This is a genomic window from Cellulomonas timonensis, assembly GCF_900046455.1.
GTDB lineage: Bacteria > Actinomycetota > Actinomycetes > Actinomycetales > Cellulomonadaceae > Cellulomonas_A > Cellulomonas_A timonensis.
In genome coordinates, this window is the sequence record NZ_FCOT01000013.1 from 345598 (window position 1) to 371383 (window position 25786).

General features: G+C 70.7%; 25 protein-coding genes and 1 pseudogene. 12 read left to right on the top strand and 14 right to left on the bottom strand.

Features of this window, described 5'->3' with window-relative positions; genetic code table 11:
* Nucleotides 1–28: 28 nt before the first annotated feature.
* The 7 genes and pseudogenes from BN3788_RS15095 to BN3788_RS15120 form a co-directional block, all read right to left on the bottom strand.
* A complete protein-coding gene (locus tag BN3788_RS15095) occupies nt 29–502 on the bottom strand; it encodes a hypothetical protein (protein ID WP_066587912.1) in 474 nt (157 codons plus the stop codon).
* A 9-nt stretch (nt 503–511) separates the two neighbouring features.
* Complete coding sequence (locus tag BN3788_RS15100) at nt 512–1555, bottom strand: glycosyltransferase (RefSeq protein WP_234346674.1); 1044 nt, start codon at nt 1553–1555, stop codon at nt 512–514.
* Nucleotides 1556–1564: 9 nt separating this feature from the next.
* Entirely contained in the window at nt 1565–1894 is a 330-nt protein-coding gene (locus BN3788_RS19540) for a DUF2071 domain-containing protein (RefSeq protein WP_066587916.1), read from the bottom strand.
* Between the two features lie 2 nt (nt 1895–1896).
* Nucleotides 1897–2286: pseudogene (locus BN3788_RS20220) on the bottom strand (DUF2071 domain-containing protein); the annotation flags it as partial.
* Nucleotides 2287–2377: 91 nt separating this feature from the next.
* Nucleotides 2378–3259 (bottom strand): manganese catalase family protein, encoded by an 882-nt coding sequence (locus BN3788_RS15110; RefSeq protein ID WP_066587918.1) that lies wholly within the window; start codon nt 3257–3259, stop codon nt 2378–2380.
* A gap of 180 nt (nt 3260–3439) precedes the next feature.
* The gene (locus tag BN3788_RS15115) at nt 3440–5062 is read right to left on the bottom strand and encodes a methyl-accepting chemotaxis protein (protein WP_066587920.1); all 1623 of its coding nucleotides are present in this window, start codon (nt 5060–5062) and stop codon (nt 3440–3442) included.
* Between the two features lie 146 nt (nt 5063–5208).
* Nucleotides 5209–6831, bottom strand: a complete 1623-nt coding sequence (locus tag BN3788_RS15120) for a methyl-accepting chemotaxis protein (RefSeq protein ID WP_066587923.1) — start codon at nt 6829–6831, stop codon at nt 5209–5211.
* A 439-nt stretch (nt 6832–7270) separates the two neighbouring features.
* On the opposite strand from BN3788_RS15120, the gene BN3788_RS15125 reads away from it, so the two are divergent.
* From BN3788_RS15125 to BN3788_RS15145, 6 genes are all read left to right on the top strand, one after another.
* Entirely contained in the window at nt 7271–7468 is a 198-nt protein-coding gene (locus BN3788_RS15125) for a hypothetical protein (protein WP_066587925.1), read from the top strand.
* Nucleotides 7469–7545: 77 nt separating this feature from the next.
* Nucleotides 7546–8103 (top strand): RBBP9/YdeN family alpha/beta hydrolase, encoded by a 558-nt coding sequence (locus BN3788_RS15130; RefSeq protein ID WP_147525140.1) that lies wholly within the window; start codon nt 7546–7548, stop codon nt 8101–8103.
* Entirely contained in the window at nt 8100–8435 is a 336-nt protein-coding gene (locus BN3788_RS19360) for a hypothetical protein (protein WP_159066907.1), read from the top strand. Before BN3788_RS15130 ends, BN3788_RS19360 begins: the two co-directional genes overlap by 4 nt.
* A gap of 26 nt (nt 8436–8461) precedes the next feature.
* Nucleotides 8462–8719, top strand: a complete 258-nt coding sequence (locus BN3788_RS15135) for a hypothetical protein (protein WP_147525141.1) — start codon at nt 8462–8464, stop codon at nt 8717–8719.
* Between the two features lie 4 nt (nt 8720–8723).
* A complete protein-coding gene (locus BN3788_RS15140) occupies nt 8724–9716 on the top strand; it encodes a hypothetical protein (RefSeq protein WP_066587934.1) in 993 nt (330 codons plus the stop codon).
* The gene (locus BN3788_RS15145) at nt 9701–9955 is read left to right on the top strand and encodes a hypothetical protein (RefSeq protein WP_066587936.1); all 255 of its coding nucleotides are present in this window, start codon (nt 9701–9703) and stop codon (nt 9953–9955) included. Before BN3788_RS15140 ends, BN3788_RS15145 begins: the two co-directional genes overlap by 16 nt.
* Nucleotides 9956–10662: 707 nt before the next feature.
* Here the strand turns inward: BN3788_RS15145 and BN3788_RS15150 are convergent.
* On the bottom strand, nt 10663–12267 hold the full coding sequence (locus BN3788_RS15150) for a hypothetical protein (RefSeq protein ID WP_066587938.1): 1605 nt from the start codon (nt 12265–12267) through the stop codon (nt 10663–10665).
* Between the two features lie 234 nt (nt 12268–12501).
* Nucleotides 12502–12846, bottom strand: a complete 345-nt coding sequence (locus BN3788_RS15155; RefSeq protein ID WP_066587940.1) for a hypothetical protein — start codon at nt 12844–12846, stop codon at nt 12502–12504.
* Nucleotides 12847–12915: 69 nt separating this feature from the next.
* On the opposite strand from BN3788_RS15155, the gene BN3788_RS15160 reads away from it, so the two are divergent.
* The 5 genes from BN3788_RS15160 to BN3788_RS15175 all read left to right on the top strand — a co-directional run bounded on the left by BN3788_RS15160 (nt 12916) and on the right by BN3788_RS15175 (nt 17910).
* A complete protein-coding gene (locus tag BN3788_RS15160; protein ID WP_066587941.1) occupies nt 12916–13296 on the top strand; it encodes a hypothetical protein in 381 nt (126 codons plus the stop codon).
* Nucleotides 13297–13308: 12 nt separating this feature from the next.
* A complete protein-coding gene (locus tag BN3788_RS15165; protein ID WP_066587944.1) occupies nt 13309–13674 on the top strand; it encodes a DUF6507 family protein in 366 nt (121 codons plus the stop codon).
* Nucleotides 13675–13682: 8 nt separating this feature from the next.
* On the top strand, nt 13683–16019 hold the full coding sequence (locus BN3788_RS15170) for a TNT domain-containing protein (protein WP_066587947.1): 2337 nt from the start codon (nt 13683–13685) through the stop codon (nt 16017–16019).
* Nucleotides 16016–16507, top strand: a complete 492-nt coding sequence (locus tag BN3788_RS19365; RefSeq protein ID WP_147525143.1) for a hypothetical protein — start codon at nt 16016–16018, stop codon at nt 16505–16507. The genes BN3788_RS15170 and BN3788_RS19365 overlap by 4 nt, the downstream gene beginning before the upstream one ends.
* A gap of 110 nt (nt 16508–16617) precedes the next feature.
* Nucleotides 16618–17910 (top strand): hypothetical protein, encoded by a 1293-nt coding sequence (locus BN3788_RS15175; RefSeq protein WP_147525144.1) that lies wholly within the window; start codon nt 16618–16620, stop codon nt 17908–17910.
* Nucleotides 17911–19265: 1355 nt separating this feature from the next.
* Here BN3788_RS15175 and glnA read toward each other — a convergent pair.
* Nucleotides 19266–20690, bottom strand: a complete 1425-nt coding sequence (gene glnA / locus BN3788_RS15185) for a type I glutamate--ammonia ligase (protein WP_066587957.1) — start codon at nt 20688–20690, stop codon at nt 19266–19268.
* Between the two features lie 184 nt (nt 20691–20874).
* Here glnA and BN3788_RS15190 point away from each other — a divergent pair, with 184 nt between their 5' ends.
* The gene (locus BN3788_RS15190) at nt 20875–21372 is read left to right on the top strand and encodes an RDD family protein (protein ID WP_108723868.1); all 498 of its coding nucleotides are present in this window, start codon (nt 20875–20877) and stop codon (nt 21370–21372) included.
* Between the two features lie 12 nt (nt 21373–21384).
* Here BN3788_RS15190 and BN3788_RS15195 read toward each other — a convergent pair whose 3' ends face one another.
* The 4 genes from BN3788_RS15195 to BN3788_RS15210 form a co-directional block, all read right to left on the bottom strand.
* The gene (locus BN3788_RS15195) at nt 21385–22482 is read right to left on the bottom strand and encodes a serine hydrolase domain-containing protein (RefSeq protein ID WP_234346675.1); all 1098 of its coding nucleotides are present in this window, start codon (nt 22480–22482) and stop codon (nt 21385–21387) included.
* Between the two features lie 53 nt (nt 22483–22535).
* Nucleotides 22536–23243, bottom strand: coding sequence for a DUF4191 domain-containing protein (locus BN3788_RS15200; RefSeq protein WP_066587962.1), 708 nt, complete (start codon nt 23241–23243; stop codon nt 22536–22538).
* A gap of 72 nt (nt 23244–23315) precedes the next feature.
* Nucleotides 23316–24317, bottom strand: a complete 1002-nt coding sequence (gene lipA / locus BN3788_RS15205) for a lipoyl synthase (RefSeq protein ID WP_066587964.1) — start codon at nt 24315–24317, stop codon at nt 23316–23318.
* 58 nt (nt 24318–24375) lie between these two features.
* Entirely contained in the window at nt 24376–25653 is a 1278-nt protein-coding gene (locus BN3788_RS15210; RefSeq protein WP_147525145.1) for an MFS transporter, read from the bottom strand.
* Nucleotides 25654–25786: the final 133 nt, after the last annotated feature.

A 25786-nucleotide genomic window follows, 5' to 3' on the forward strand; every position in this document is an offset into this window, starting at 1 on the left:
CAAGAGCCCCACGTAGACCAGTCTCATCTCAGGCTCCTTCCAGGAGGCAGTCGTAGGGGCGCTCCGGCCGTGGGGCGCAGCCCGTCGCCGAGATGCGCCATCCGCCTCCCGACACGACGAGGAACGAGACCTCGCCGTCGAGGACGACTTGCGCGTTCCGGCCCGCGACCGTGACCGACTGCGCCGTCGCTCCCGTCGCTTGCTCGGCCGCGGCGGTGAGCTCGGGCCCGACCTCGTCGTCGAGAAGCGCGTCGGCGCAGGGCAGGCCGGCCTCCTCTTCGAGGCCCTCGAGGGCCGCCGGCGCGAGCAACCTGCAGGCTGCGGCGCCGTCCCCGTCGACGACGGCCCGGTAGAAGTCCCGCGTGACGTCCACGGCGGCGCCGCTGTCGGGGCCAGACGAGCACCCCGCGAGCAGCGCGGCAGCCGCCCCGGCGCTCGCGGCGCTCGCGGCGCTCGCGGCGAGGCGGTGGGGCAGGAGGACTGGGCGGGCGGCCGTGGGCATGCTCGGACGCTAATGCGCAGGTGGGCGGACCGCCACAGGTCGCCGCGCACTCGGCCGTGCGCCTCGGCGTGCGGGCCGCCCGCCGTCCCGCGCGAGGACGTGGGCGCGGATCCACCGCTCGGAGTGGGCCGCCGTGCGCAGCCTCGCGCCGGAGTACGGCATCCCCCCAGCGAGCAGGTGGCCGATCGCCAGCCACGAGCACACCGCGCGCTCCACCAGCCACACGGGTGTGAACGCGACGCACGACAGCCCGAACTCCCGCCTCCCGCCGGCCCGTGCCCGCCCGCATGCCGCCGTGAGCAGGGCTGCTGCCGCCAGCAGGACGAGGCGACGTGGACGCCGTGCTGCCCCGACGATCAGAGGGAGCAGGGCCAGCTCGGCCACGAGACGGACGGGCTGCGCCTGGCTGTCGTACGCCTGGCGCACCCGTTGGGAGAGGAAGCGGCCGGCGGTGGGCGGACGGCGCGCCACGAACAGGTCGTGGGCGCGGGTCTCGCGTCCACCGCCGGCGCGAACCGTGCGCATGAGTTCCAGATTCTCGAAGAGGACGTGAGTGTCGTAGCCGTGGGGGAGCGCGTCCCGTCGCACGCCCAAGGTGCCTGGGTAGTCTCCGCCGGCGGCCCGGTTGACCAGCGCGCGCGAGGTGTCCCACCGCGCGTGCCACGGAAGCGGCTGGAAGCGGTTCTGCGGGCGGACCAGGTCGGCGTCCTCGAGCAGGCGCAGCATGCGCGTGAGCCCGGCCTCGTCATACCGCACGTCGTCGTCGGCGATGACGACCAACGGCGCGCGGCTGGCCCGCAGGCCCTCCATCACGGCGACGGCCTTCCCGTTCTCGTCCGGGCCGGGGGCGCGGGACGCGAGGTGGGTGACCAGCTGGCCCCACGCCGCCCGGTGCTGGGCGAAGACGTAGGGCGGCGAGCCGTCGACGACGAGCACATCGATCCAAGCCGCCAGGCGCCTCAGGTACCGCATGAGCTCCCCGTCATCCGCGTGGTCCCAGCGCAGCGGCAGGAGGTAGACCGCGTCCGGGCGCGTGGTGCGCTGCGCTCCCACGAAGGCCCCTCAGCGCCAGCTGGCGAGACGGGGGGCGCCCAGCAGCGTGCTGACGCCGGGGGAGGCGTGCGCCATCGGCGCCGCGGTGGGCGTGGGCAGCCCCATCACCGTGAACACGTCGGTGTCCAGTGAGGCCACCTGCGCCTGGCGCAGCGGCCACGGCTCATGGGACACGGGGACCCGCCACAGGCGGCCCAGGCGCTCGAAGTACGCGTTCCACCGTCCGGTGAGCCAGGTCTCCAGGTCGGACGGCGCCGCGATGCGGTCTCCAGCCTGGACCGTCGCGGACAGGCGCAGCGGCGTCGTCCCCGGCGCCGGGGACGCCTGGTAGGCCAGCACCCCAGCTCGGGGGACGACACACGGGCGCGCATGCCGTGGTAGGGCAGGCCCAGCCCGCGCAGCGCGACGTTGAAGGCCGTGCGCGTCGACCACAGGCCCAGGAACCACAGGCCATCGGAGCCGTTGTCGTGCCGCACGTCAGTGCGCAGGTTCACTTCGGGGAAGGTCGACCAGCCGCGCAGGGGCGGCAGTGGCGGCACCCGGACGTCCCGCATCACGAAGGGCGTCAACCCGATCCACATCGCCCCAGAGTGCGTCTGCACGCGCAGCCCATCGGGGAGGCGGGACTGGACGACGTCCGGGTCCACCGGCCAGTGCAGGAAGGTCATCGCCGACCATGCCTGGCTGTTGACGGGCACGCGCACCCTGTTGTCCGGTATGGCCCCGCTCATCGCCCTCGCCTCCCACCGCGCCGGCGCGGATCCAATTCGGGGACCTCATGCGCGCCCGGGCCGTCGAGACGACGGCCCGGGCTGTCCCCGCTCACTCCTTGTGGAGGGCGTCCTTGGCCACGCCCTTCGCCTTGTCCAAGGTGTTCGGCACGTCCGTCGTGCCATGGAGGCGTGAGTCGGGGCGGGTGGGCTCCGGCATGGGGACGCCCGCGGGCGGCTCGGCCACGTACTGGAACTCGCCCCTGCCGTCAGGGGTGGGCCCGGCCGCCCAGCGGCCCTCGGAGGCATGGGCCCCGTTGGAGAAGTTGATGTACTGGTAGGAGACCGACCTGTCCTCCTTGGACAGCGGGAACGTGCTCGGCACCGGCAGCTCCTCCAGGCCCTCGTCGCGCAGCTCCTGCGCCGCGGCGAGCCACTGGTTCTGGTGCATCGTGTCCCTCGCCAGCAGGAACGCCAGGAGGTCCCTGACGCCGTGGTCGTCGGTCATGTGGTAGAGCCGGGCCACCTGCAACCGGCCCTGCATCTCGGCGTTCGCGTTGGACGTGAAGTCGGCGAGCAGGTTGCCGCTGGCGGTGACGTACCCGGCGGACCACGGGTTGCCATTGGAGTCGACCGGACGCGCCCCTGCCCCCGCGACGATGGCCTGCTGCGGATCCGTGCCACCGACGATCGCGGCGACCGTCGGGTCGTCCTGGACCGCGCCCTCGACCACTCCCAACGGGGCGTCCGCCAACAACTGGGAGATCATCGTCGCGAGCATCTCGACATGGCCGAACTCCTCCGCGCCGATCCCGTACAGCAGGTCGCGGTACTTGCCGGGCAGATGCGCGTTCCACGACTGGAACCCGTACTGCATCGCCACGGTGATCTCGCCGTACTGGCCCCCGAGGACTTCCTGGAGCTTGCGGGCGTACACGGCGTCTGGGCGGTCGGGCTTGGCGGTGTGCTGGAGTTCTTGTTTGTGGAAGAACATGCGGCGCCCCCTCGATAGGCCGCGGCAGTTCGCGCTCCATCGGAACCCCGTGACCACGGGGCGACCGCCGCGGTGCTCGCGCGCGCCTCGTCGACGCGCCGTCGTCCACGATGCCCGCAGTCTGGCGGGCCTGCATGTCGTGACGGCGACGACATCCAGCCCACGCGACAGACGAGGAGGTCAGTAGGTGAACACCACGACCTGGCGGCGCAACTCGGCGGACATGCGGGCGAGCTCGTCGACCGCCGCGCCCATCTGGCTGACGATGACCGCGCTTGACTCGGCGGACGCCGCGACCCCCGTGATGTGGGTGGCGATCTCGCCCGATCCAGACGCCGCCTCGCCCACACCGCGCGACATCTCGTGGGTGGTGGCGGTCTGCTCCTCGACGGCGGAGGCGATGGTGAGCTGGTAGTCGTTGATGTTGGCGATGATCTGCGAGATCTCCCCAATCGCCTCGACGGCGCCCCGGGTGTCGGCCTGGATGGCAAGGACGCGGCGCGCGATGTCCTCGGTGGCCCGCGCGGTCTCCCGGGCCAGCTCCTTGACCTCCCCGGCGACGACCGCGAACCCCTTGCCCGCCACGCCGGCCCGTGCGGCCTCGATCGTCGCGTTGAGGGCCAGCAGGTTCGTCTGCTCGGCGATCGACGTGATCACCTTCACCACGTTCCCGATCTCCTGGCTCGAGGCGCCCAGCTTCGCGACCTGCTCGTTCGTCGACTCCGCGACGGCTGTCGCACGCTCGGCGACACGCGCCGCGGCATTCGCGTTCTGGGCGATCTCCCGGATCGAGGCGCCCATCTGCTGGGACCCCGCGGCCACCGCCGGAACGCCCCGGCTCACCCGCTCCGCCGCTGCCGCCCCCCCGCCCGCCTGCACACTCGTCTCCTGCGACCCCGTGGCCACGCGCGCGTTCGCCGCCGACAGCTCCTCCGCGGAGGCCGCCACCATGTCGGCGGACCCGGCCACGCCGCCGACCAGCCGCCGCAGCGAGCCTTGCGCGACGGCGAGTGTCTGCGCCATCTGCCCGAGCTCGTCGCGGCTCGTGACCTCGGCATGGACTGTCAGATCGCCTGCCGCCAAGGCGTCCATCGCGGTGATCAGCCGTGTCGCGGACCGCCGGACGCTCCTGCCCACCACCTGCGTGGCGGTGATCACCAGCGCGGCGCCCGCCAGCATCGCGATGACCATGACGGCGCGGGCGCGCGCCGTCGCGGCCTGGGCATCCGCCACATCACTGGCGGTGCGCTCGGCGAGCAGGTCGTCGAGGACCGTCGTGTCCTCGACGATGTCGTCGTAGATGGAGTACACGTCTCCGCCGATCAACGCGTCGGCCTTGGCCTTTGCGCTCTCGGCGCCGTTCTCGTACAACGCGACGACAGCGTCATCCGCCACGAAGAACAGGTCCCACCGCTCGACGACGTGGTCGAACACGGCCCGCTCCTCGGCGGTCATCACTGCGACATCGATCTCCGCGAGCAGCGCGCGTAGTGCCTGTGCCGAGTCCAGGTAGCCCTGGCGGTTCGCAGCACCGGGGGCCACCGCCTCACTGGGGCCACGCAGGCTCGCATCCCACGCATAGGCCGTCTGCCACCCGCTCACGTCGGAGTTGTAGCGCGCGATGTCGGCGATCTGGAGCCGCAGGTCGTACAACCGGGTGAGATGGGCCGTTCGGGTGGCCTGTGTGGATTGCGTGAGCCACGCCGTGGCGGTGACGCCGACCGCGAGGAGCAGGCCCATGACGCCGATGCCCACAACCTTGCCGCCCAGTCCAACTCCGCGTCGTCGCGCAAGACGTGCCATCAGATGACCTCCAGAACCGAAGCCGACATGTGATCTGCAGGCCAGCGGCCCTGCTCACTCGATCGGGTGATCGTGTTCGGTTCTGACTGACAGTGGCCGTGACGTCGGTCATACGCGCAGGCCAGCCCGATCTCGGCGTCGCGACGTCAGTACGTGAACGTGTCGACTTGGGCGCGGAGCTCGGCGGACATGCGGCTGAGCTCGTCGACGGAGACCCCCATCTGCGCGACGACCGCAGCGCTGGACGCGGCCGCGTTGGCGACGCCGACGATGTTGGCGGCGATCTCCCCGGATCCGGTGGCGGCCTCGCTGACCCCGCGAGCCATCTCGTTCGTGGTGGCGGTCTGCTCCTCGACTGCGCTGGCGATCGTCACCTGGTAGTCGTTGATGGTCGCGATGATCTGCGAGATCTCCCCGATCGCCTCGACGGCGCCCTTCGTGTCGGCCTGGATGGCCTCGACGCGGCGCGCGATGTCCTCCGTGGCCCTGGCCGTCTCGGAGGCGAGCTCCTTGACCTCCCCGGCCACGACGGCGAACCCCTTGCCCGCCTCGCCGGCCCGCGCCGCCTCGATCGTCGCGTTCAGGGCCAGCAGGTTCGTCTGCTCCGCGATCGACGTGATCGCCTTGACCACGTCGCCGATCTCGGCCGATGAGGACCCGAGCCGAGTCATCTGCTGGTTGGTGGACGCGGCGACCTCGGTGGCGCGGGTGGCCACCCGGGCGGCCTCATGCGCGTTCTGCGCGATCTCCCGGATCGAGGCGCCCATCTGCTCGGATCCCGCAGCCACGGCCTGCACGCTGCGGCTGACCTGCTCGGCGGACGCGGCCACGGCGGCGGCCTGCACGCTGGTCTCCTGCGATCCCGCGGCGACTTGCACGTTCGCGGCCGACAACTCCTCCGCCGATGCCGCGACGACGTCTGCCGTGCTGGCGACCCGCCCGAGCGTGCCTCGCACCGAGTGCTGCGCTACCGCCAGCGCCCGCGACGTCTGGCCCACCTCGTCCCCGCTGGCCACATCGGCTGCCACGGTGAAGTCGCCCTCTGCCATCGCCGAGATCGCCATGCGGACCTTGAGCACCGAGGAGCGCAGACGGCGGGCGACCACGAAGCCCAGCGCGATCGCGACGACCACAGCGACGGCCACCGACGTGATCAGCACCAGCCTCGCCTGGGCGGTGCGCGCCTGACTGGTCTCGGCGATCGCGCCCGTCGCAGCCGCTGCGGCCTTCCGCACGGACGTCAGGTCGGCCTCGAACTCGGCGACCAGGGGAGCTCCGACCTGTTGGGACGCCTGCTCGTAGCGCGCCGGGTCCGCGGCGAGGGCGGCGGGAAGGATCTGCGCGTCACGGACGGCCAGCCACGCGGAATACCCGTCGACGAAGGCCGGCCACGCGTCGACGCGCGCCAATTCGGAGGCCCCGAATTCCTTGATCGCGCTCTGGACCAGGGCGTCATTCTCGTCTTGCAGGGCCAGGAGCGTCTGCGCCAACTCCGGGTCCTTGATCGCCGCCACCTGCGCGAGGATCCAGCGGGCGGTGACCTGCCCGTGGTCGATGTCGTCGGGCAGCTCGGCGACGGCCTGGATCTCCATGATGCGGTTCATGTCCTCGCCCGCGAACCGCAGGTTGGCCATGGCCATCCACCCCGCCCCCAGCGAGACCGCGCCGAGGAGCGTCACGACGGCCAGGATCTGCGTCTGGACCGACCTGTCCCGCCACACGCGGCGCGGGGCGAGGGCGGGGGCGGGGGACTGGCTCGCTGTGCTCATGGGCGTTCCTCTGCTGGTGCTGCCCCGGTCGGGTTCCGCCGTGGGGCGGATCCGGCTGAGGTCGGGAGGCGGCCGTGACCCGCGCGCGCACACCCCGGGCCGGTTACCTCTTCCATCGGCGCGGGAATCCGCGACTCGACCCGTCGCCACTGTGAGTTGTGCCACGGATCGGAATTTCACCTCCTCCTCACGGAATTGCGCCCTCAAGTACCGGGGAATTCAACGCCGGCGCGGTTCCTCACGCCATCCCGATCATTTGTGGCGCGCCTTGCCGCCTCGTATTGCCATGGCCGTCGCAAGGGCTGGGCGCGGCCGTCACACGGGCGGTGGTCCCGGTGTGGTGGCGGCTGTCTCGCCCCCATGCGAGATCGGCACGGATCGCGTCCCCCTGTCCCCGGCCCGCTGTGCCACGATGGCGGGCAAGCAGGGGGGAGACGCTGTGGTCCTCGTCGTTCCACGGACGGACTCGGGCGGCTGGGGGGCGGGCCTCGCCTACGGCGCGGCTGTCCTCGTCTTGGCGCTGCTCCAACCGCCCCGGCTTCTGGCCGATCTCCCTGTGGGCCGTGTGCTCGCCGCGGCCGTGCTGGGCACCGCCACCGCGGCGGTCTACGGCATCGGGCCGCGCGAGCAGCCCTGACAGCAGCCGGGCGACAGGACCAACAGCGCGGCGAGCGCTTGGTCGCACTGCCGCGGCGCCAAGGAGGAGGTGTGAGCATGTCCGTGAACCCCCTGAGCCCGGTCCCGGTCCCGGTCTTCGTCGCCGGCATTGGCAACTCGGGCGCCGACCACTGGCAGGCGCTGTGGCATGCCGAGCTGCCACAGGGCGTCTGGGTGGGGCACTCGTCGTGGGACGCGCCGGAGCGCGACGTCTGGGTGCGTGAGCTCGACGAGACCCTCAGGGCCATCAACGGGCCGAAGGTGCTGGTCGCTCACAGCCTCGGGTGCGCGCTCGTCACCGAGTGGGCGGCGCAGCACCAGGACGAGGGCGTGGTCGCGGCGCTGCTCGTGGCGGCGCCCGACGTGCACGGGCCCGCCTTCCCCGGCGAGGCGGTCGGGTTCGGCACGCCCGAGCTCCACGACCTGCCGTTCCGGGCCATCCTGGTCGCCAGCCGGGACGACCCGTACGGCTCGTTCGCGCACGCGGCCAGCACGGCGACCGAACTCGGCGCCGAGCTGGTGGACGTCGGGGCCCTGGGCCACATCAACTCCCGGTCCGGCCTCGGCCGCTGGCCGCAAGGGCGAGCTCTCCTCGAGGTGTTGTTGACACCATGACGTTCGGCCCGGTCCGCCTCGTCGCGACGATCACCAGCCTGTGGGACATCGCGTGGCTCCTCGCGGCGCTGCTAGTCGCCGGCACGGGCTCGCGCTGCCGCGACGGCAAGACGGGCGTACAACTGAGCGGTGGACGCACCGAGCAGCAGGTCCATGCACCGCAGCAGGGAAGACTTGCCGACGTCGTTGGCGCCGACGATCACGAGGTGCTTGCGCAGCGCGACCTCCATGTCGGCCAGCCTGCTGATGAAGCCGCACCTGAGCGCGTGAGTCGGGACTCGCGATCACGCGTGCACCGTCAGATCCAGATGAGTAGAGGACGCGGCCGTTGATGCGGTCACGGCAGGAGAGGAACGTCATGACCACCCAGGTACCTCCGCCCGCGCCGGGCTCCGACGTCGCCGATGCGGATGCGATGGTTGAGCTCGATGGGTCGCTGCGGATCCTCGTCCTGCCGCTCGTCGCGCGTGTGACCACGGAGCCCATGGCGCAGCCCCGTGAGGGTTCGTACTTCCTGCCTGGTCGCCAGCTCCAAGGTGAGGCGACGCGACTGTCGATGGATGCCGGGTGGGGAGCGCCGGTGCTGCTCGCGCAGACGTACCGAACTCTCGCGTGAGCCGATGGTCCGGTTCGGCAGGTCGATGGCGACTCTCAGCGGCCTTCGAGACGACGAGAGCATTGAGCACGAGGCGCCCCTCGTCGAGCAGGCCGTCGCGTTCTCCCTATGGGACACACGCGATGGGGTCGTGCTCGCCGCGGAGACGCTGCGGCACGTCGACGAGCCCGACGGCGTTCTCGGTGAGGGTAGGCGCGAGGGAGTCGTCGACGTCACGGCTGACTTCGCGCCGGCGCTGACCTCTCTGCTGGTCCTGGCGGGCATGTCGGACGATGCGTCGCTCGAGAAGGTGTTCGGGGCGCGGTTCCAGTGCCTGTCGGATGGTGACTGGAGGGCCCCGATCGCGTCGCGCCTCAGCCTCGCCGTCGAGCAGGCTCGCGGTAAACCGATGACGAACGGGCTGTACGTGGTCGTTCGTGCGGACTGCTCGGGCCTCGTCGAGGACCTGCTCCGCACGTCAGATCCGGCGTTCGGCGACCTCGAGCATGCGCAGCAGACGGGGATCACCCACGGCTGGCGGGCTCTGAGCCTGGCCGGAGAGCCCGCCGATCCTGATGCGCGGTCGGCGATCCGCGACGACGCGCGCGTCGTGGTGATGAACCTGGAGTCGATGTCGGTTCACCACGATTACGGCGGGCGGGTCGCGGCCGGCATCGTGGTCGCCGCGCTGCCGGTTGTCTCGAGTCGGGCACGGGCTGACTCGGACCACCTGGCGCTGATCGCGATGTTGTCACAGGGGCGGAGCTCGGCTGTCGAGGCGCCGGGGGTGCTGTTGAGCCTGCGCCGTGAGCACCTGCTGCGGGGGTGTCTCGCCGGAGGTCCAGGCTCGAAGAGCCGCACCCATGGACCCAGCCGACGACACTGGCGAACGCGCTGCTGTCGGTCGACTACGACGGTCAGTCCCGGGGCGAGGAGCTCGAGCGGATCGCCAGGTTCCTCCAGGAGGAGGCGGAGTTCGATCGTGACGAGCGCGAGCGCTGGTTGCAGTCGCTGCTGAAGATCTTCACGCCGGTGGCAGGGCTCGGTGTGGTGGCGACGATCCTGTCGGCGCTGCTCGCGGTTCCCTCGTTCGTAGGCGAGGGCCCGGTGCTGAGCCCTGGGATGGCAGTCGGCGCGATGGGCGGCTTGTGCGTCGTGGGCGTGCTGGCGGGGGTGCTGCTGCGCCTGCGTACGTCTCGCTCGACGGTGCGTGGCGAAGGGACCGGGCGCTGGCGGCGGGTCGGGCGTTCGCTGTAGCGCGAGGCAAGAGGGGTGCCGCGGCTGCGGGAGTGCCAGCGTCGCTGCGCCGGGGAGAGCCCGTGTTGGTCGGTGCGCCGGAGGCCTCGGCGAGGGCTGTCGGACCGCGGCAGGCTGCTGGCATCGGTCGACGCGCCCGCAAGATGAGCACCAGCGCCCTTCAGTCGCCGCCCCGACGTCTGTGGAGACCTTCCTGTCTATGGCGTGTGCGCGTTCGTGCAAGCGGGCGGCCAGACGGGCCAGCACCTGAGCACGTCGCGACTCACGAGACGCGGGTTCTGACAGGCCGCGGGACGCTCGTGGCGAGCGCCGTCGCCCGGGGCAGCGGTGAAGGGACTGACCGATCAGCTCGACTGCAGTGTCGGCCGTTCGTCGACCTGCCCGATCTGCAACCGGACCCGTTTGCATCGAGACCTTCGGGAGCGGTCCCGCGACGTTTGCTGTGCCTGGGCCGAGGTGGACTTGAAGTCGCGCAGTGTGGCGTAGCGGGTGGGCCCCGTAGGTGAGGTGCCCCATTCGGACTAGCACATCGTGTTTGGGTGGTCTGTAGCCGGGCGCGGGCGTCGTGGAATGACGTCGGGTAGGTCGCCGGCGAGGTCCGCCGGAGCCCGCGGTGGCACGTTCGGCTGGGCGCCGCTGAGCTGCAAGGTCAGCCGTTGCATGGGGTTGGGAGTGGCGGCGCACAGGTGGGGACGACGAGAGGACCCTCAACGGGCGGCGGCCCATTGTTGGCGCATGCTGACGCCTACCTTGAGGGCGGCGAGCTCGCCATGGCGGGACTGGATTTCCTCATCAAGGACGTCCAGCATTAGTCGCCCGGTCGTGGCAGCCTGCATCGCGTAGTGCAGGGCGCGGAACACCCGCCACCGCGAGTACTCCATCACGGACTCCGTCACCTCTGCCGAGGGCGGGGTTCCGTGAGCGATGCCGTTGCGCACGCGCTTGGTTCGACCGGCGAGCAGTTCGCACTGGTCTGCGAGGGTGTCGAGGAGTTCGACGTGGGCTGTGGCGTCATCGATGCTGGCAAGCCAACGGCGAGCGGTACGGCGCGTGTGGTCGTCGCCAGCCGCGGCGAGCAATTCGTCGAGGCGATCTGAGGCGACGTCGAAGTGATAGGTGCCGTGCGTGCGGACTGCCGAGTCCAGCGCCGGGTTGGCCTGGTTCTCCCACGACAGGCACGCATTGATGGCCTTCACCACTTCGCGGCTCCACCTCATGGTCGGCCAGCCTTCGCAGACGCGGGCGGCGAGCTCGTCGCCCGAGCACCGGGCGTACGTGGCCAAGTGGTCGTGCGCGGAGTCGTGCAGGGCAAGGACCGTTCGTCGATCGATCGTGCGCCGGTACCCGGAAGGACGCCAGGGGTCGTCAGCCTGACCAGCCTCGCCGAGCATGCGGACCGCCTCAGCCAGGTCGGGCGCGATGGGGCGAGACAACAGGTTGCCCACCAGGGGCCCGTGTTCGGCTAAAGACTCGGCGAACACGCGCCGACCGTAGCTCTCGGAGGGGTCCCCGGCACCGACCTCGGGAGAGTCGTGCCAAGTGGAGCTGCCCTGGCCGTCTACGACGAGGACCGCCGGCCCTGCGCGCCTCCAAGGGCGGCCCCCACCTTGGAGCCGTGAGACGTCGATCATGAGTTGGACGAGTTCGCCGGCGTGCTCGATCGCCTCGGTTGTGGCTCGGTCGCCCAGGTCAACGCGCGCGAGGACGATGTACGGGCGGCGGCTGCGGTCCGGCTTCCAGTTCTCGCCATCGAACTCCCAGTCGATGCCCTTCGCGGCGAGGGCGCGGACTTCGTCCCTGAAGGGGAAGGGTCGGCCGTCCTCACGGATGGCGTTCGGTAGGCACCAATCAGCCTCGAGGAACGTGATCGTGCCGTACGTCGAGGTGAAGTCGTCGGGCATCGCCTCGTCGTATGTCAGCCACGCCACGCACCGCCCAGTCTCCGGGTCACTGGCGAGGAGGTGCTCCGCCGTCTGCACCCGCATCTCCACGGGCGGGATCGGCCCGACGGTGTTCGCCGGGAGTTGCCCGACCAGAGCCGACGCCGCACCGGACAGCATCAGCTTGCCGGTGAAGCCTCGAGCGGTGAGCTGTGCCTCCAGGCACTCCGCTCCCCACAGCATCGCTGCGTCATCGCCGTCGCGTGCGGCCTCGACCAGGTCCGCCCAGGCGGCTTGCACTGCTGCAACGCTCATGAGTGATGCGACGAACGCCCCGCCCGAGATCGACCGCATCGTGGCCATGTCGGGCTTGCTCTCGCAGAACGGCCCCGAGACGGCCTCCACGAAGCGGCTGAGTTCGGGGTCAAGCACAGCACTCAGCCGGGGGCCGGCACCCGCAGTCGCAGCTCGCAGGTCCCGCGCCAGTGCGCGACGGTTCGCCCGCGCCGTCCATGTGTCAGGGCTCGCGAGCCGCTTCCATTCGTCCACCTCACGGACGGCACGGATGAGCGGGAGAGCAGGCGTACGGGGTGCCGGCGCGTTGAGGGCGGCAACGAGCGCCCGAATCCAGCCCGGGTCGTCGGTGGATCGTCCCCGGCCCACGTTCTACTCCACGCTCTCGGCTGCCAACAGCGAGTGTCCGCGCAGGTACTCGGTCTTCAGGTAGCGGTACCGCCCGTTCGAGGGGCCGTTGGCGCGTGCGGACCAAAGAGCACGGGCGTGCTCGTTGACGACCGCCGCGGGGACGAGGAAGGCATGCTCGGCACGCACCTCCCCTTGCGCCGAGAGGCTCCCTGGAGCCGGGCCGTCGACCAGGCGGAGTGCGTTCGTCTCGGCAAGGACGATCAGGCCGAGGTGCGTGGTCGGTGGGCGCACCAGGGGCATGCCGTTGCGCCCGTGCCACTCGATCACGTCGACGAGACCCTTGCCGTCGACGTCCGCTTGCGTCATTGTCGCGACCTTCGCATCGACCAGGTAGTCGGTGCTGTCAATTGCGGTCGACCTGACGTCGTACCCGGGGTGGCGCGGGCCCTCCCAGACCGTGCTGCCGGGGCCGTGCCGGAGGTGCAGCAACTCGGCGAGGAGAGCCTCGGCTGCGCGCCCACCGCGCACGCGATCGGGGTCGCCGCCGCGCAGGACCACCCCCTGGGGTCGCTGATCGACTACCACGACGGACTCATCCGGCAGGTCGTCGACGGCGACGGCCGCGCGCTGCTGTCGGTGTACCCGTCCAGGCCGGTGCTCGACCCGACGCAGGCGACCCAGTGCGTGGCCGATCCGCCGTCGAGCTTCGCGCTGTGGACCGACCTGGCCATCCCGTACGGCGACCCGACCGATGGACGCGCGCTGGCCGAGGCCATCGCCGCCGCCGTCGGCGGCGTCGTCACCGACCGCATCTGACCAAGGGGAAACGTGACCAGCTGGAGCATCCGACCGGCCGACGTGCAGGCGGTCCTGAGCGAGGTGCAGGCCACCGCCACGGAGCTGGGCGAGCAGCTGCCCGAGGCGAAGTTCCAATCCGTGCTCGACGGGCTGGGCTGGGCCGGGCCGCTCACCGGTGACGTGCCCGCCGCGGTCAACGCGATGCTCGGCGACCAGATGGGCCACCTCACCTCCATCTCGAACCGCATCAACGCCGGGACCCTGGGGGTGGCGAACGCGGTCATCGCGTACAACAACGGCCAGGAGGACATGGCCGGGGCCTACCAGTCGGAGCTGACGCGGGCCGCGGAGAGCGGCGACCTCACTTACTTCGCCCAGCACGGGCACCAGGGCTGAGGGCGGCAATGACCGACGCGACCTCCCGCGGGGGCCTGATCAACCCCGCCGCGTTCCCGGCCAAGTCCGCCGACCTCGACATCTCCGCGATCGGCGACTCGGCGTGGACGCTGCGGTCGATGGGGCAGGCGGTGGAGGAGAAGACGACCACGGTCAAGACCATCTGGGACCGGCTCACCGGCTGCTATCACGCCCCCGAGCAGGAGCAGGTGTACACCGTCATGGCGCCGGCGGTGACGTCTGCGCAGCAGGTGAACTCCCGTTTCGGGGAGGCCGCCACGCACATCGACACCTACGCCGGCGCCCTCGAGGCGATCAAGCCGCGCCTGGCCGACCTGGAGCGCCGCGCGACGGCGTTCCGGGCGAAGGTGGTCAACGGGGTGTGGATCGACGCGGCCTACTCCGCGAACGCCAGTTTCGGGGACCACGTGATGTCGGTCTTGGACCCGCTGCCGGTGTTCGAGAAGCGCCGCGTGAAGGTGTCCTGGACCGAGGACGGCGACTCTGTCGCCCGCAACACCGCGCTCCTTGAGGAGTGCGCACAGATCCTCGCCGACATCTCCACCGCCGCCACCACCTGCGCCCGATCGATCAACGCCCTCATGACGGGCGTGTGCGTCGCGCCGGTCGAGGCCATCCCGGCCGCGGCGTTCACCTCCGGCGAGGCGCAGATGCCGTGGGGGTCGCCCGCGGTGGAGGACCGCAACTGCGTGGAGTCGGTGGGGAGCGGCGCGCACACCTTCGGCTCGGAGTTCCTCGAGGGCGCCGGGATGCTGCTGGTCGGGTACAACCCCGAGACCGGGGACTGGTGGACTGGCGCCGGGTACGGGCAGGCGTGGGGCGGGCTGGGTGACCTGGTCGGGTCCGTGGCGGTCCTTGGCTCCCCGGTGGGGTGGGTCGCGGCGGGCATGGCTGCGACCGGTAACAACGACAACGCCTTCTCGGACTGGATGTACGAGCGGGCCACCGTGGCGCGCAACGCCGGCGGGTCCCTGGTCGGGTGGGACCCGACCGCCGAGGACGGCTGGCACCGGTGGAAGGAAGACGGCATCGCGGCCGGCACCAGCGTCGCGCTCAACGTCGGCACGTTCTTCATCCCCGTCGCCGGGCAGGTCGGCGCCGGGCTCAAGGCGGGGTCGATCGGCGCCCGAGTCGCGCGCGTCGCCGGCGCCGGCGCCGAGCTGGCGGTGCAGGGCGGGTCGTGGGCGGTGCGCGGCGGCGTCAAGGTCGTCACCGGCCTGCGCACCGCGGTCACCCGGGTCGACCTCGACGGCCTCATGCCCGGCGCCCGCGCCGGGCAGCTCGTCGACGCGGGAGCCGGGATCCGCCTGAACCCCGGTGGGCTCGTCAACGCGATGACCGACGCCTCCCATGCCGCCCCGAGCGGCGCTGCACACGTACCCGTGCGCGAGGCGCTGTTCGGCCGCGACACCGCGCCCGACCTCGACACCGGCGCCCGAACCGCGCCGGACGGTCCCCATTCGACGCGTGAGGGGCAGTCACCACCGGCATCCGGCGAAGCGCCCGCGGTGCGCGATCCCCACCCGGCGGGACCCGCACGGGACAGCGCCGCGCCGCACCCCACAGCGCCCGCACCCGAGAGCCCGCACGCACCCGGAGGGGACAGCGAACACCCCAACGGGCATCCCGATGTGCCTGCTGGCCATGCTGACTCAGGCCCGGACACGCCACCCGACACGCCAACACCCGCCCGTGCGCTGGAACAGCTCACGCGCAACGGTGCTGAACGCGGACCGGGATGGCGTCACGGAGCAGAGGTGCCGATCGATCTCCAGTACGGCGATCGCGCCCCGCGTCCGGGCGTCGACATGCCTTCCTACGTCGAGCCGCCAGCACAGGTTTCCGAGGACGTGGGCGCCGTGGGCGGCTCCGTCGACCAAGCCTGGGGCGTCGATGCCGTCGACGAGCATCCGCTGACCCGCAGCGAGTGGGTCGAACGCTACGTGGACGAGTATGGGGAACTTCGACGACCTCTGAACGACGGGGCGGTCCCTGGCACGAAGATCATCTTCGAAGACCCGACCCTGTTCGCCGAGATGTTCGGAACCAAACTCGACAGGGTGGGCAAACCCGGCGGGGTGTTCCTAGGCGTTCCTCCAGGGACTCCCTGGGCACAGCGGTCCTTGACCCCTGACACCCTCGGTAGCCGTGTCTTCCAGTACGCATTTGACGCTGCAGCCGCTGCGCGCGAAGGGGTGGAAATTCAGGTGTCGCAAGTCGCCAAGGCCTTCGGCCAACCCGGTGGCGGGATCCAGGTACAGTTCCTGCAGGATGGCGCCGAGGTGATAGTGCAAAAAATGATGGATGCCGGGGTACTAACGTGATCGATCTGGACGAAGACCTGAAGCGGCTACTGGAGGAAGGGGGGGACCGATTTAGAATCGTCAACGGCGCGCCATTCTGGGGCGACTCGGAGGCCGGGTATATTCTGACGGAGAACGGTGCCCTACTTGATGTCTCACTTTGGTCAAAAGGTCGCACGAACCCGCCCGAATTAACTGGAGCGACTTCACTCATAGCGCAGGTCTACCTGGCAATCTCGCTTGGCAACGACTGGCGCGTTGTGCACGGCATGCCTTTCCTCAGGATTAGCACTCCTGATGCGAGCTTGCCGCCTGGCTTCGAGGTGCTGGAGGAACCGGGGCGCCGACGAGTCGGGCTTCGCGTTCATGGCGATCCGGACATAGTGCTGGGCGAGTTGCTCAACAGACGAAATGCGATTGGGCTGGCGCGCGCCCTCGTGGTTCCTTTTGACAAACTCATCGCCTCTTTCCGGCATCCGGACGGGTTGCCAGCTTTCCCCCAGGGGTGACGGCCCGCCTGATAGCCGTCTGGCGATCAAGGAGGCCGCTGCATTGTGCGCGCCTCGCGGAGGTCGATCGAAACGTCGCTGGCTCCCCGGTGGGGTGGGTTGCCGCGGGCATGGCGGCGACGGGCAACGACGACAGTGCTTTCTCGGACTGGATTTACGACCGGGCCACCGTGGCGCGCAACGCCGGCGGATCCCTGGTCGGGTGGGACCCGAGTGCCGAGGGCGGCTGGCACCGGTGGAAGGAAGACGGCATCGCGGCCGGCGCCGGTCTCGCGCTGAATGTCGGCACGTTCTTCATCCCCGTCGCGGGGCAGGTCGGCGCGGGGCTCAAGGCGGGGTCGATCGGCGCACGGGTGGCGCGCATCGCCGGCGCCGGGGCCGAGCTCGCGGTGCAGGGCGGTTCCTGGGCGGTGCGCGGCGGCGTCAAGATCGTCACCGGCTTACGCACGGCGGTCACCCGGTTCGACCTCAACGGCCTCATGCCCGGCGCCCGCGCCGGGCAGCTCGTCGACGCGGGAGCCGGGATCCGTCTGAACCCTGGTGGGCTCGTCAACGCCATGACCGACGCCTCCCATGCCGCCCCGAGCGGCGCTGCACACGTACCCGTGCGCGAGGCGCTGTTCGGCCGCGACACCGCGCCCGACCTCGACACTGGCGCCCGAACCGCGCCGGACGGTCCCCATTCGAGGCGTGAGGGGCAGTCACCACCGGCATCCGGCGAAGCGCCCGCGGTGCGCGGCCCCCACCACACCAACGTCGTTCAGGACGACGTTGCGTCACACCAGACAGCAGCGGTCCCCGAGGTGCCGCATGCACTCGAGGGAGACGGCGTACACGTCGACGGGCATCCTGATTTCTCGGGTGCCCCTAGTGAACACAGCAACGGTCCACGCTCGGAGATTCTGCCCGGAATGGCGGAGCACAGTGCCATTCAGCCGGAACCTTATCCTGACATCCCACCGCCGGTCCCGATCGATCGATCCCTAGTCGACAGTTCGGTGTTTGATGCGTTCAAACCTGCCGTCGAACGAGACGGTGCGACCTTTTGGTCTGGACGCGTCATCATTGAGGGCGATGTCGTGCCCGACGGTGCAATGAATGGCGCGCGGTTGCTGGCTGAGCGCACCTACGGCGCTACCCTTGAGCAACTCCTGGAGCGCCAGGGTCTCGCTGAGCGCATGCCGACGGACTGGACCGACGTGAGGACAACTGAGACGTGGCGCGCAGTTTCAACGGAGTTGGCGTCCAATGCGTCGGGAGATGTGCGCCTGTACCTAGGCGATGTTCGCCCTGCGTCAGTGTGGAAGCAGTACGAGTTTCCAACGTTTAGGAATCCGAACGTCACGTCGATTTCGATTATCGACGCTGCGAGTGGGGAGTTGTTGCGTGTCTACCGACCTTGAAGGGTTCGATGTTGAGATTGTCAACTGTGCATTAGTGGCCTACGTCGGGCGTGGCGAGAGAAGAGATCGCCCGGGGCGGTACGCTGGCGCAGTCAGGTCGTTAGCGGACGCTGGGCGTGAAGAAGAACTACTCGCCATCGTGGAGCGACTCAACGAGGTTGCCGACTCAATTAGTGTGGACACTTCCGAAGCTGTTGACTTCAGTGTTACTCCTGCATTCACGCGGAAGATTCGTGCGCATTACCCCTGGATCGACGAGCAAGCAGCTGACGCCCTCTCCTGGGCGTCTCGCTATCGGCGGCTTCTTGAGTGATCGGTAGAACTCGAATGCCTCCTGTCAGGAACCGCGCGGTAGCGGTTCGACGGCGTTGTCCTCGAGGCGAGGGTAAGTATGCAAGGCGTTGCGGCACCCCGAGGTGACGCACGGCCCGCACCGGGCAGCTCGTCTCACCTCCGGCGGGGCGCAGATGCCGCCAGGGTCGGTTCATCCCCGGCGCTGAGCAGGTGGCGCACTGCCACCGGACGACGCGACGTATGCCGAAGACCGTCGGCGTTTCCCTCGCGACGTGGCACATCGGCCGATGTCGTTGCGGGAGAAGGTTGCGCGGAAGTGCGCAGCCGCACGGTGAGGTGGACGCCGTGCCTTGGAACGGTCTGCGTTTTCGAGGCGTCGTTCACCCCTGCGCGGTGCCTGACGGCTGTGCTCGACTTCCGGCCCCGTCCCGAGGCCACGAACTGGGCCGAGGGGGCCGCCGCACACCTGCGCGCACTTGGGATCGCGGCAGAGGTCGCGCAGGACATCGACGAGGAGAGCGGCGAGACGTTCCCAGTCGTCCGAGTCGAAGCTGGATCAGTGACGAGACCGTACGAGCGGGCGCTGGTGGACTTGCCCCCGAGTGACAGCCAGCCGAATCGCCGTCGTGGTCCGGGCGGGCGCGGGTGCGGCGGGTGCGGGTGCCGGGGTAGGCGTCGGAGCGGGACCCGCGGTGGCCGCGACGCCGACGGCGACGAAGTCGAGGATCTGCTCGCGGGGCCAGTACAGCCGGGCGGTGCGCGCGGGGCCGGTGCGGAACGCGGCCGGGAACCCGGGGGCGGCGACCAGGGCGCGGGTGGCCCGGGCGCCGAGTCGGACGGCGAGCGCGAGGTGTCGACGGTCCAGATCGGGTCGGCCAGGTCGGCGGGCGGCAGGGGAGTGGTCCGGGGGTGCATGCCGGGGACCGTCCGGCCGCCCGCGGCCGGCGCCGTCGCCGCACCCGGTTGTGGCAAAACGTGCGCCGCCCCCGCCGCCACGAGGGCGACGGGGGCGCCGTCACTGCAGGTCAGACGCTCACGGGAGCAGCCGTGAGCGCGAGCGATCAGCAGTCGTAGTAGAGCTCGAACTCGTGGGGGTGCGGCCGCAGGCGGATCGGGTCGACCTCGTGCGAGCGCTTGTAGTCGATCCACGTCGAGATCAGGTCGGGGGTGAAGACACCGCCGGCCGTGAGGTAGTCGTGGTCGGCCTCGAGGTTGTCGAGCACCTCGGAGAGCGAGCCCGGGACCTGCTGGATGAGGGCGTGCTCCTCGGGCGGCAGCTCGTAGAGGTCCTTGTCGACCGGCTCCGGCGGCTCGATGCGGTTCTGGATGCCGTCGAGGCCAGCCATGAGCATCGCCGCGAAGGCGAGATACGGGTTGGACGACGGGTCCGGGACGCGGAACTCGATGCGCTTGGCCTTCGGGTTCGATCCGGTGACCGGGATGCGGATGCACGCGGAGCGGTTGCGGGCCGAGTAGACCAGGTTGACCGGGGCCTCGAAGCCGGGGACCAGGCGGTGGTAGGAGTTCACCGTCGGGTTCGTGAAGGCGAGCAGCGAGGGCGCGTGCTTGAGCAGGCCGCCGATGTACCAGCGGGCCATGTCGGACAGGCCGCCGTAGCCCTTCTCGTCGAAGAACAGCGGCACGCCGTCCTTCCACAGCGACTGGTGCACGTGCATGCCCGAGCCGTTGTCGCCGAAGAGGGGCTTCGGCATGAACGTCGCGGTGCGGCCGTTCGCGTGGGCCACGTTCTTCACGACGTACTTGAAGAGCTGGATCTTGTCGGCGGACTTGCCGAGCTCGTCGAAGCGGTAGTTGATCTCCGCCTGGCCGGCGGTGCCGACCTCGTGGTGCGCGCGCTCGACCTGCAGGCCGAGGGCGTCGAGCTGCAGCGAGATCTGGTCGCGGATGTCGGCGAACTGGTCGACCGGCGGGACCGGGAAGTAGCCGCCCTTGTAGGGCGTCTTGTGCCCGAGGTTGCCACCCTCCTCGACGCGGCCCGAGTTCCAGGCGCCTTCGATGGAGTCGATGTAGTAGTAGCCGGCGTTCTGCTTCGTCTCGAAGCGCACGTCGTCGAAGATGTAGAACTCGGCCTCGGGGGCGAAGAACGCGGTGTCCGCGATGCCCGTCGAGCGCAGGTACGCCTCGGCCTTGGCGGCGACCTGGCGGGGGTCGCGGCTGTACGGCTCGTCGGTGTACGGGTCGACGATGTGGAAGTTGACGTTGAGCGTCTTCTCCGTGCGGAACGGGTCGACGTAGGCCGTCGTGACGTCCGGGATCAGCTTCATGTCGGACTCGTGGATCGCCTGGAAGCCGCGGATCGAGGAGCCGTCGAACATCTGGCCCTCGGTGAAGAAGTCCAGGTCGAGGGTGCCGGCCGGCACGTTGAAGTGCTGCATCGTGCCGGGCAGGTCACAGAAACGCACGTCGACGAACTTGACGTCCTCGTCCCTGATGAACGCCAGGACCTCTTCTGGCTTGCTGAACATCCGCTGCTCCTCGGGTTAGTCGTGCCCTGATCGGGCGCTTCGAGGCTAGGCCCACGCCGTTACTCGACTGTGTGCTGCCTGTTTCGGGGGTGTTACGCGACACCCCCTGGTGTAACGATCGCGCGGCCGACCCCTGTCGCCGGAGGTCGTCGGACCGTCTCCTGCCGCTGGTTAGGCTAGCGGTGTGGACGCACGTCAGAGTATGGGGTCATGGCTCGAGGGCGGGCCGTCGAGTGGTGGTGGCGCGTATCAGGGGGCCCGGTTGGGGCTGCCGCAGGACGGCCCGGGCTCGCTCGCCCCGCTCGGGCGTCGCGTCGTGGCGCTGATCATCGACTGGGTCGCGTGCGTCGCGATCTCCAATGCGTTCTTCGGCGGGCATCCGATGGCGACGCTCGCCGTGTTCGCCGTGGAGAACATCCTGCTCGTGAGCCTTTTGGGCACGACCCTGGGCCACCGGCTGTTGGGCCTGCGGGTGCGTCGCGTCGCGTCGCCGGAGCGGCTGGGCCCGCATCCGAGCGGCCAGGAGCCTCAGGTGGACGCCGGTCCGGCCGTGGTCCCCGGGCTGTTCTCCGGCATCGTGCGCTCGGTGCTGCTATGCCTGGTGATCCCCGTCGTCATCTGGGACGCCGACGGCCGCGGCATGCACGACAGGCTCGCCGGCACCGCCATCGTCCGGCGCTGACGCGGCTGACACTCAGCGCCCGTCGAGGATCTCGTCGATCTGACGGAACGGCGCCCACGCGCCATCCTCCGACGAGGTCACGAGCGCGACCGTCACATCCGACGCCGGGTAGTGCCGCAATATCGCGCTGGCGCCCGCGTTGATCCCGTCCTTCGAGGACGACCGCACCGACCCGTCGGGCAGCACGACGAACTCGAGCCCGAAGCCGTAGCGCACCGTGTGGCCCTCCGACTCGTGGTGCGTCACCTGCGGGGTGAGGAACGCGGCGGTCATCTCGGGCCCGAGGAGCTCGCCTCCCCGCACAGCGTCGAGGAATCGCACCAGGTCGCGGGCGGTCGCGTGGGCGCCTCCGTCGGGGGAGCCGATCGGCGGGTAGCAGAAAATGTTCGAGCGCCAGCCGGTGATGGCCCCGTCGTCATCCCGCACGGGGTCCCAGCCCTCGGCGACGTCGGGCACGGCGTCACGCATGTCGAAGAAGCCCGAGGAGTGCATGCCGGCGCGGGCGAGGACGTGCTCGCGGACGTGGTCGCGGTACGGCGTGCCCGTCACCGCCTCCAGCGCGAGCCCGGCCAGGACGTACCCCACGTTGCAGTACCGGCATCCCTCGCCGGGGGCGAAGTTGGCGGGCTTGTGCGCGAACTGGGGGAGGAAGTCGGCGGTGGTCGTCACGGTGTGGCAGGGGCGCTCGAGCCAGAGGGCCTCGTAGGACTCGCCGGCCTCCTCGTCGGCGTCGTCCCCGATGCCCGACGTGTGGGTGAGCAGATGCCGCAGCGTCACCGCGGGGGCGATCGTCGTGCCGGAGAGGTCGACGACGTCGGTGATCGGGGCGTCGAGGTCGAGCCTGCCGGCCTCGACTTGCTGGAGCACCGCCACCGCCGTGAACAGTTTCGTGATCGAGGCGATGTCGAACCTGGTCGCGGTGGTGACGGGCGCGTGCCAGCGGCGTGACGTCACGCCGTAGCCAGCGTCGAGCAAGGGCTCGGCGCCCTGGGCGATGTGGACGGCTCCAGAGAAGCCGTCGTCCATGGCCGCCGCGGAGAGCAGGTCGTGGATCGCCTGGATCGACGCGGTCGCAGGCATGGTGGCGCTGGTCAGCGGGGTGTCGGGCATCCGGTGAGCCTAGGCAGCGTCGTCAACGGGCGCCACCGGATTCCTGGGGACGGTCAGCGGCCGCGCATGCCCTTGCGGTCGGGGCGAGCGCGCATCGGGTCGACGCCCTTGGGCACCGGCAGCCGGACGGCGCCGAGCGCGGTGAGGCGCTTGAGCACCTCGCCGGTCTCCTGCTTGGTCAGGGTCGGCTTGAGCTTCTGCACGGCGCGCGGCAGCTTGCGCAGCGGCACCTGGCCCTCGCCGTTGCCGGCCTGGATAAGCGTGATCGGGACGCCGGAGAGGACGCGGGCGGTGCGCTTGCGCTCCGACTCCAGCAGCTTCTCGATACGCGGCGCCGGGCCCTCGCCGACCAGCACGACACCGGCACGGCCGACACCGCGGAACACGAGGTCCTGGGTGCGGGGGTCGACGGCGACGGGCTCCTCGGGGAAGGTCCACCCGCGGCGGATGGTCCCCAGCGCGGCGCGCGCGGCGCCCGGCTGGCCCTCGATCTGCGTGTACGCGGCAGCCTCGGCACGGCGCGCCAGGATGAACATCGCGCCCAGCACCGCGAACGGCAGGCTGACCACCAGCACGTACACGGGGTGGTTGATCAGGATGCCGACGATGGCGCCCACGGCGACGATGCCGAAGAACACCGCGAGCACGAGCCAGGTCACCGCCGGGTCGTTGCGGCGGGTCATCTGGTACGCCTGCCAGACCTGGTGGTACCACCGGGTCTTCTTCACCTTGGCGGGGGCGGGATTGGTGTCACGGGCCATGACGTTGGAGTCTACCGACCGTCCGAGGGCGCTGGGGACGCCTCGAGCCGGGACGGCGGCCTTTCGTCGAGGTCAGCGAGCCAGCAGGCTCGACGCCTCCTGCCGAGACGCCCGCTCCTCGCCGAGGTGCGCGAGGGCTTCGGGGATCTCGTGGCCCTTGCGGCGCATGGCCTGGCCCCACAGGCGCCCAGCCCGGTAGGACGAGCGCACCAGAGGGCCGGACATGACCCCGAGGAAGCCGATCTGCTCGGCCGTCTCGGAGAGTTCCACAAACTCCTCGGGGCGCACCCAGCGGCTGACCGGGTGGTGGCGCACCGACGGGCGCAGGTACTGGGTGATGGTGATGAGGTCGCAGCCGGCGGCGTGCAGGTCGGCCAGCGCCTCCTTCGCCTCCTCGATCGTCTCGCCCATGCCGAGGATGAGGTTGGACTTGGTGACCAGCCCGGCCTCGCGGGCCATCGTGATCACCGACAGCGACCGGTCGTAGCGGAAGCCGGGCCGGATGGTCTTGAAGATGCGCGGCACCGTCTCGACGTTGTGCGCGAGCACCTCGGGGCGCGAGGAGAAGACCTCGGCGAGCAGCTCGGGGACGGCGTTGAAGTCGGGGATGAGCAGCTCGACGCCCGTGGCGGGGTTGCCGGCGTGGATCTGGCGCACCGTCTCGGCGTAGAGCCAGGCGCCGCCGTCGGGCAGGTCGTCGCGGGCGACGCCGGTGATGGTGGCGTACTTCAGGCCCATCGCCTGGACGGACTCGGCGACGCGGCGCGGCTCGTCGGCGTCGAAGTCCGCGGGTTTGCCGGTGTCGATCTGGCAGAAGTCGCAGCGGCGCGTGCACTGGTCGCCGCCGATGAGGAACGTCGCCTCCCGGTCCTCCCAGCACTCGAAGATGTTGGGACAGCCGGCCTCCTCGCACACCGTGTGCAGGCCGCCGCTCTTCACCAGGCCCTTGAGCTCGGTGTACTCCGGGCCCATCGTGGCCCGCGTGCGGATCCAGTCGGGCTTCTTCTCGATGGGGGTCTCGGCGTTGCGGGCCTCGACGCGCAGCATCCTGCGGCCTTCGGGAGCGATCGTCACGTTCCTCACCCTACGACAGGCGACCTCGCCGGGGCAGGAGCCGCGGAGGAGTCGCCCGTCACATGGACGTGCTGGTCACCTCGGTGATCGAGGTCGCGCCAGCCGGTCCGCGCGGCGACAGCAGGCCAGCCGCCGCGACGAGGGCCGCCGCCACGAGCGGCACGACGAAGACCGCCGGGGCGCCCGCCTGGTCGGCGACGGACCCGGCGACGGCTGCGCCCAGGGCCACCCCGACGACGTTCGCGCTCACGAGCATCGTCATCGCCGTCCCGGCCTGCGCCACCGGGACCAGCGAGCCGCCCACGGAGAACAGCGTGACGAGCGTGGGGCCGACGAACAGGCCGACCACCGCGAGCACCGCCGCGAGCTGGCCCGGCCCGTCGGTGAGCAGCGTCGCCGCGGTGGTGAGGGTCAGGCCGGCTGCTCCGGCCACCCAGCGGGTGCGGTAGCCGATCGTGTCCGGCACGGCGACGAGGGCGAGCGCGGTGATCGCCGACCCGATGCCGAGCACGGCGTACAGCAGCCCGGCGATGCCCGCCTGGCCCGCCGCCTCGGCGACCGCCGTCACGCCGGCCTGGGTGCTGCCGAAGAAGACGCCCACGCCCAACATGCCGACCAGGGGCAGCGCGAGCCGGCGCAGTACGCGGGGCGAGCCGTGCCTCGTGCTGCCGGGGGCTGGGCGGGCCCGGCGTGTCGGGGCGTTGGCGGTCGGGTGCAGGGCGAATGCCAACCCGAACGTGGTGACCAGGCCCGCGGCGACGAGCAGGGCGATGGCGGGGCTGCCGGCGGTGGCGATCACGCCGACCAGCGCGGGGCCGAGCACGAACGTGATCTCGTCGACGGTGCTCTCGTAGCCCATCGCGGCGCCGATGGCCTGTGGCTCGTCATGCATGAGCGCGATCCAGCGCACCCGCGCGAGGGCGCCGACCTGGGGCGCGCTGGCGCCGAGCAGGAAGCAGGCGGCGGCGAGCACGATCCGGTGGGCGCCGCTAGTGGCGGCGAGCACGACGAGGACGGCGGCCACCGCGTTGAGCAGGCTCGCAGCGATCAGCACGGGGCGTTGCCCGAGGCGGTCCGCGAGCTTGCCCTGCACGGCCCCGAAGGCCGCGGTGCCGAGGGACGCCGCCGCGGTGGACAGTCCGGCGGCCGCGACCGACCCGGTGGTGGCGGTCACCAGGACCATCACCCCGAGGGTGTTCATCGAGAAGGGGAGTCGCGCCAGGAACGCGACGGGGAGGTAGACGCGCCCGCTGAGCGCGGGAAGGGTGCGGTAGGCGGCGAAGGCGCCCGCTGTGGTGGAGCTCTGGTTCATGGCCTCGGCGATGCGTGAGGGCACGCCGACCCACCCGTTCCCGGCGCGCACCTGACCCTGAGTACTCCGATGGTACCGGGGGAGGTGGGGCTGCAGCGTGCAGAGGAGGCCGGCGCGTCCTCCCTGCACACACGTGTGTGACCAGTTCCAGGGACCT

What these genes read in the sequence shown, in the direction of transcription:
- BN3788_RS15095 (WP_066587912.1), bottom strand. Translation starts at nt 502, where the DNA reads ATGCCCACGGCCGCCCGCCCAGTCCTCCTGCCCCACCGCCTCGCCGCG.
- BN3788_RS15110 (WP_066587918.1), bottom strand. Translation starts at nt 3,259, where the DNA reads ATGTTCTTCCACAAACAAGAACTCCAGCACACCGCCAAGCCCGACCGC.
- BN3788_RS15115 (WP_066587920.1), bottom strand. Translation starts at nt 5,062, where the DNA reads ATGGCACGTCTTGCGCGACGACGCGGAGTTGGACTGGGCGGCAAGGTT.
- BN3788_RS15120 (WP_066587923.1), bottom strand. Translation starts at nt 6,831, where the DNA reads ATGAGCACAGCGAGCCAGTCCCCCGCCCCCGCCCTCGCCCCGCGCCGC.
- BN3788_RS15130 (WP_147525140.1), top strand. Translation starts at nt 7,546, where the DNA reads ATGTCCGTGAACCCCCTGAGCCCGGTCCCGGTCCCGGTCTTCGTCGCC.
- BN3788_RS19360 (WP_159066907.1), top strand. Translation starts at nt 8,100, where the DNA reads ATGACGTTCGGCCCGGTCCGCCTCGTCGCGACGATCACCAGCCTGTGG.
- BN3788_RS15135 (WP_147525141.1), top strand. Translation starts at nt 8,462, where the DNA reads ATGACCACCCAGGTACCTCCGCCCGCGCCGGGCTCCGACGTCGCCGAT.
- BN3788_RS15140 (WP_066587934.1), top strand. Translation starts at nt 8,724, where the DNA reads ATGGTCCGGTTCGGCAGGTCGATGGCGACTCTCAGCGGCCTTCGAGAC.
- BN3788_RS15155 (WP_066587940.1), bottom strand. Translation starts at nt 12,846, where the DNA reads ATGACGCAAGCGGACGTCGACGGCAAGGGTCTCGTCGACGTGATCGAG.
- BN3788_RS15170 (WP_066587947.1), top strand. Translation starts at nt 13,683, where the DNA reads ATGACCGACGCGACCTCCCGCGGGGGCCTGATCAACCCCGCCGCGTTC.
- BN3788_RS15175 (WP_147525144.1), top strand. Translation starts at nt 16,618, where the DNA reads ATGGCGGCGACGGGCAACGACGACAGTGCTTTCTCGGACTGGATTTAC.
- glnA (WP_066587957.1), bottom strand. Translation starts at nt 20,690, where the DNA reads ATGTTCAGCAAGCCAGAAGAGGTCCTGGCGTTCATCAGGGACGAGGAC.
- BN3788_RS15195 (WP_234346675.1), bottom strand. Translation starts at nt 22,482, where the DNA reads ATGCCCGACACCCCGCTGACCAGCGCCACCATGCCTGCGACCGCGTCG.
- BN3788_RS15200 (WP_066587962.1), bottom strand. Translation starts at nt 23,243, where the DNA reads ATGGCCCGTGACACCAATCCCGCCCCCGCCAAGGTGAAGAAGACCCGG.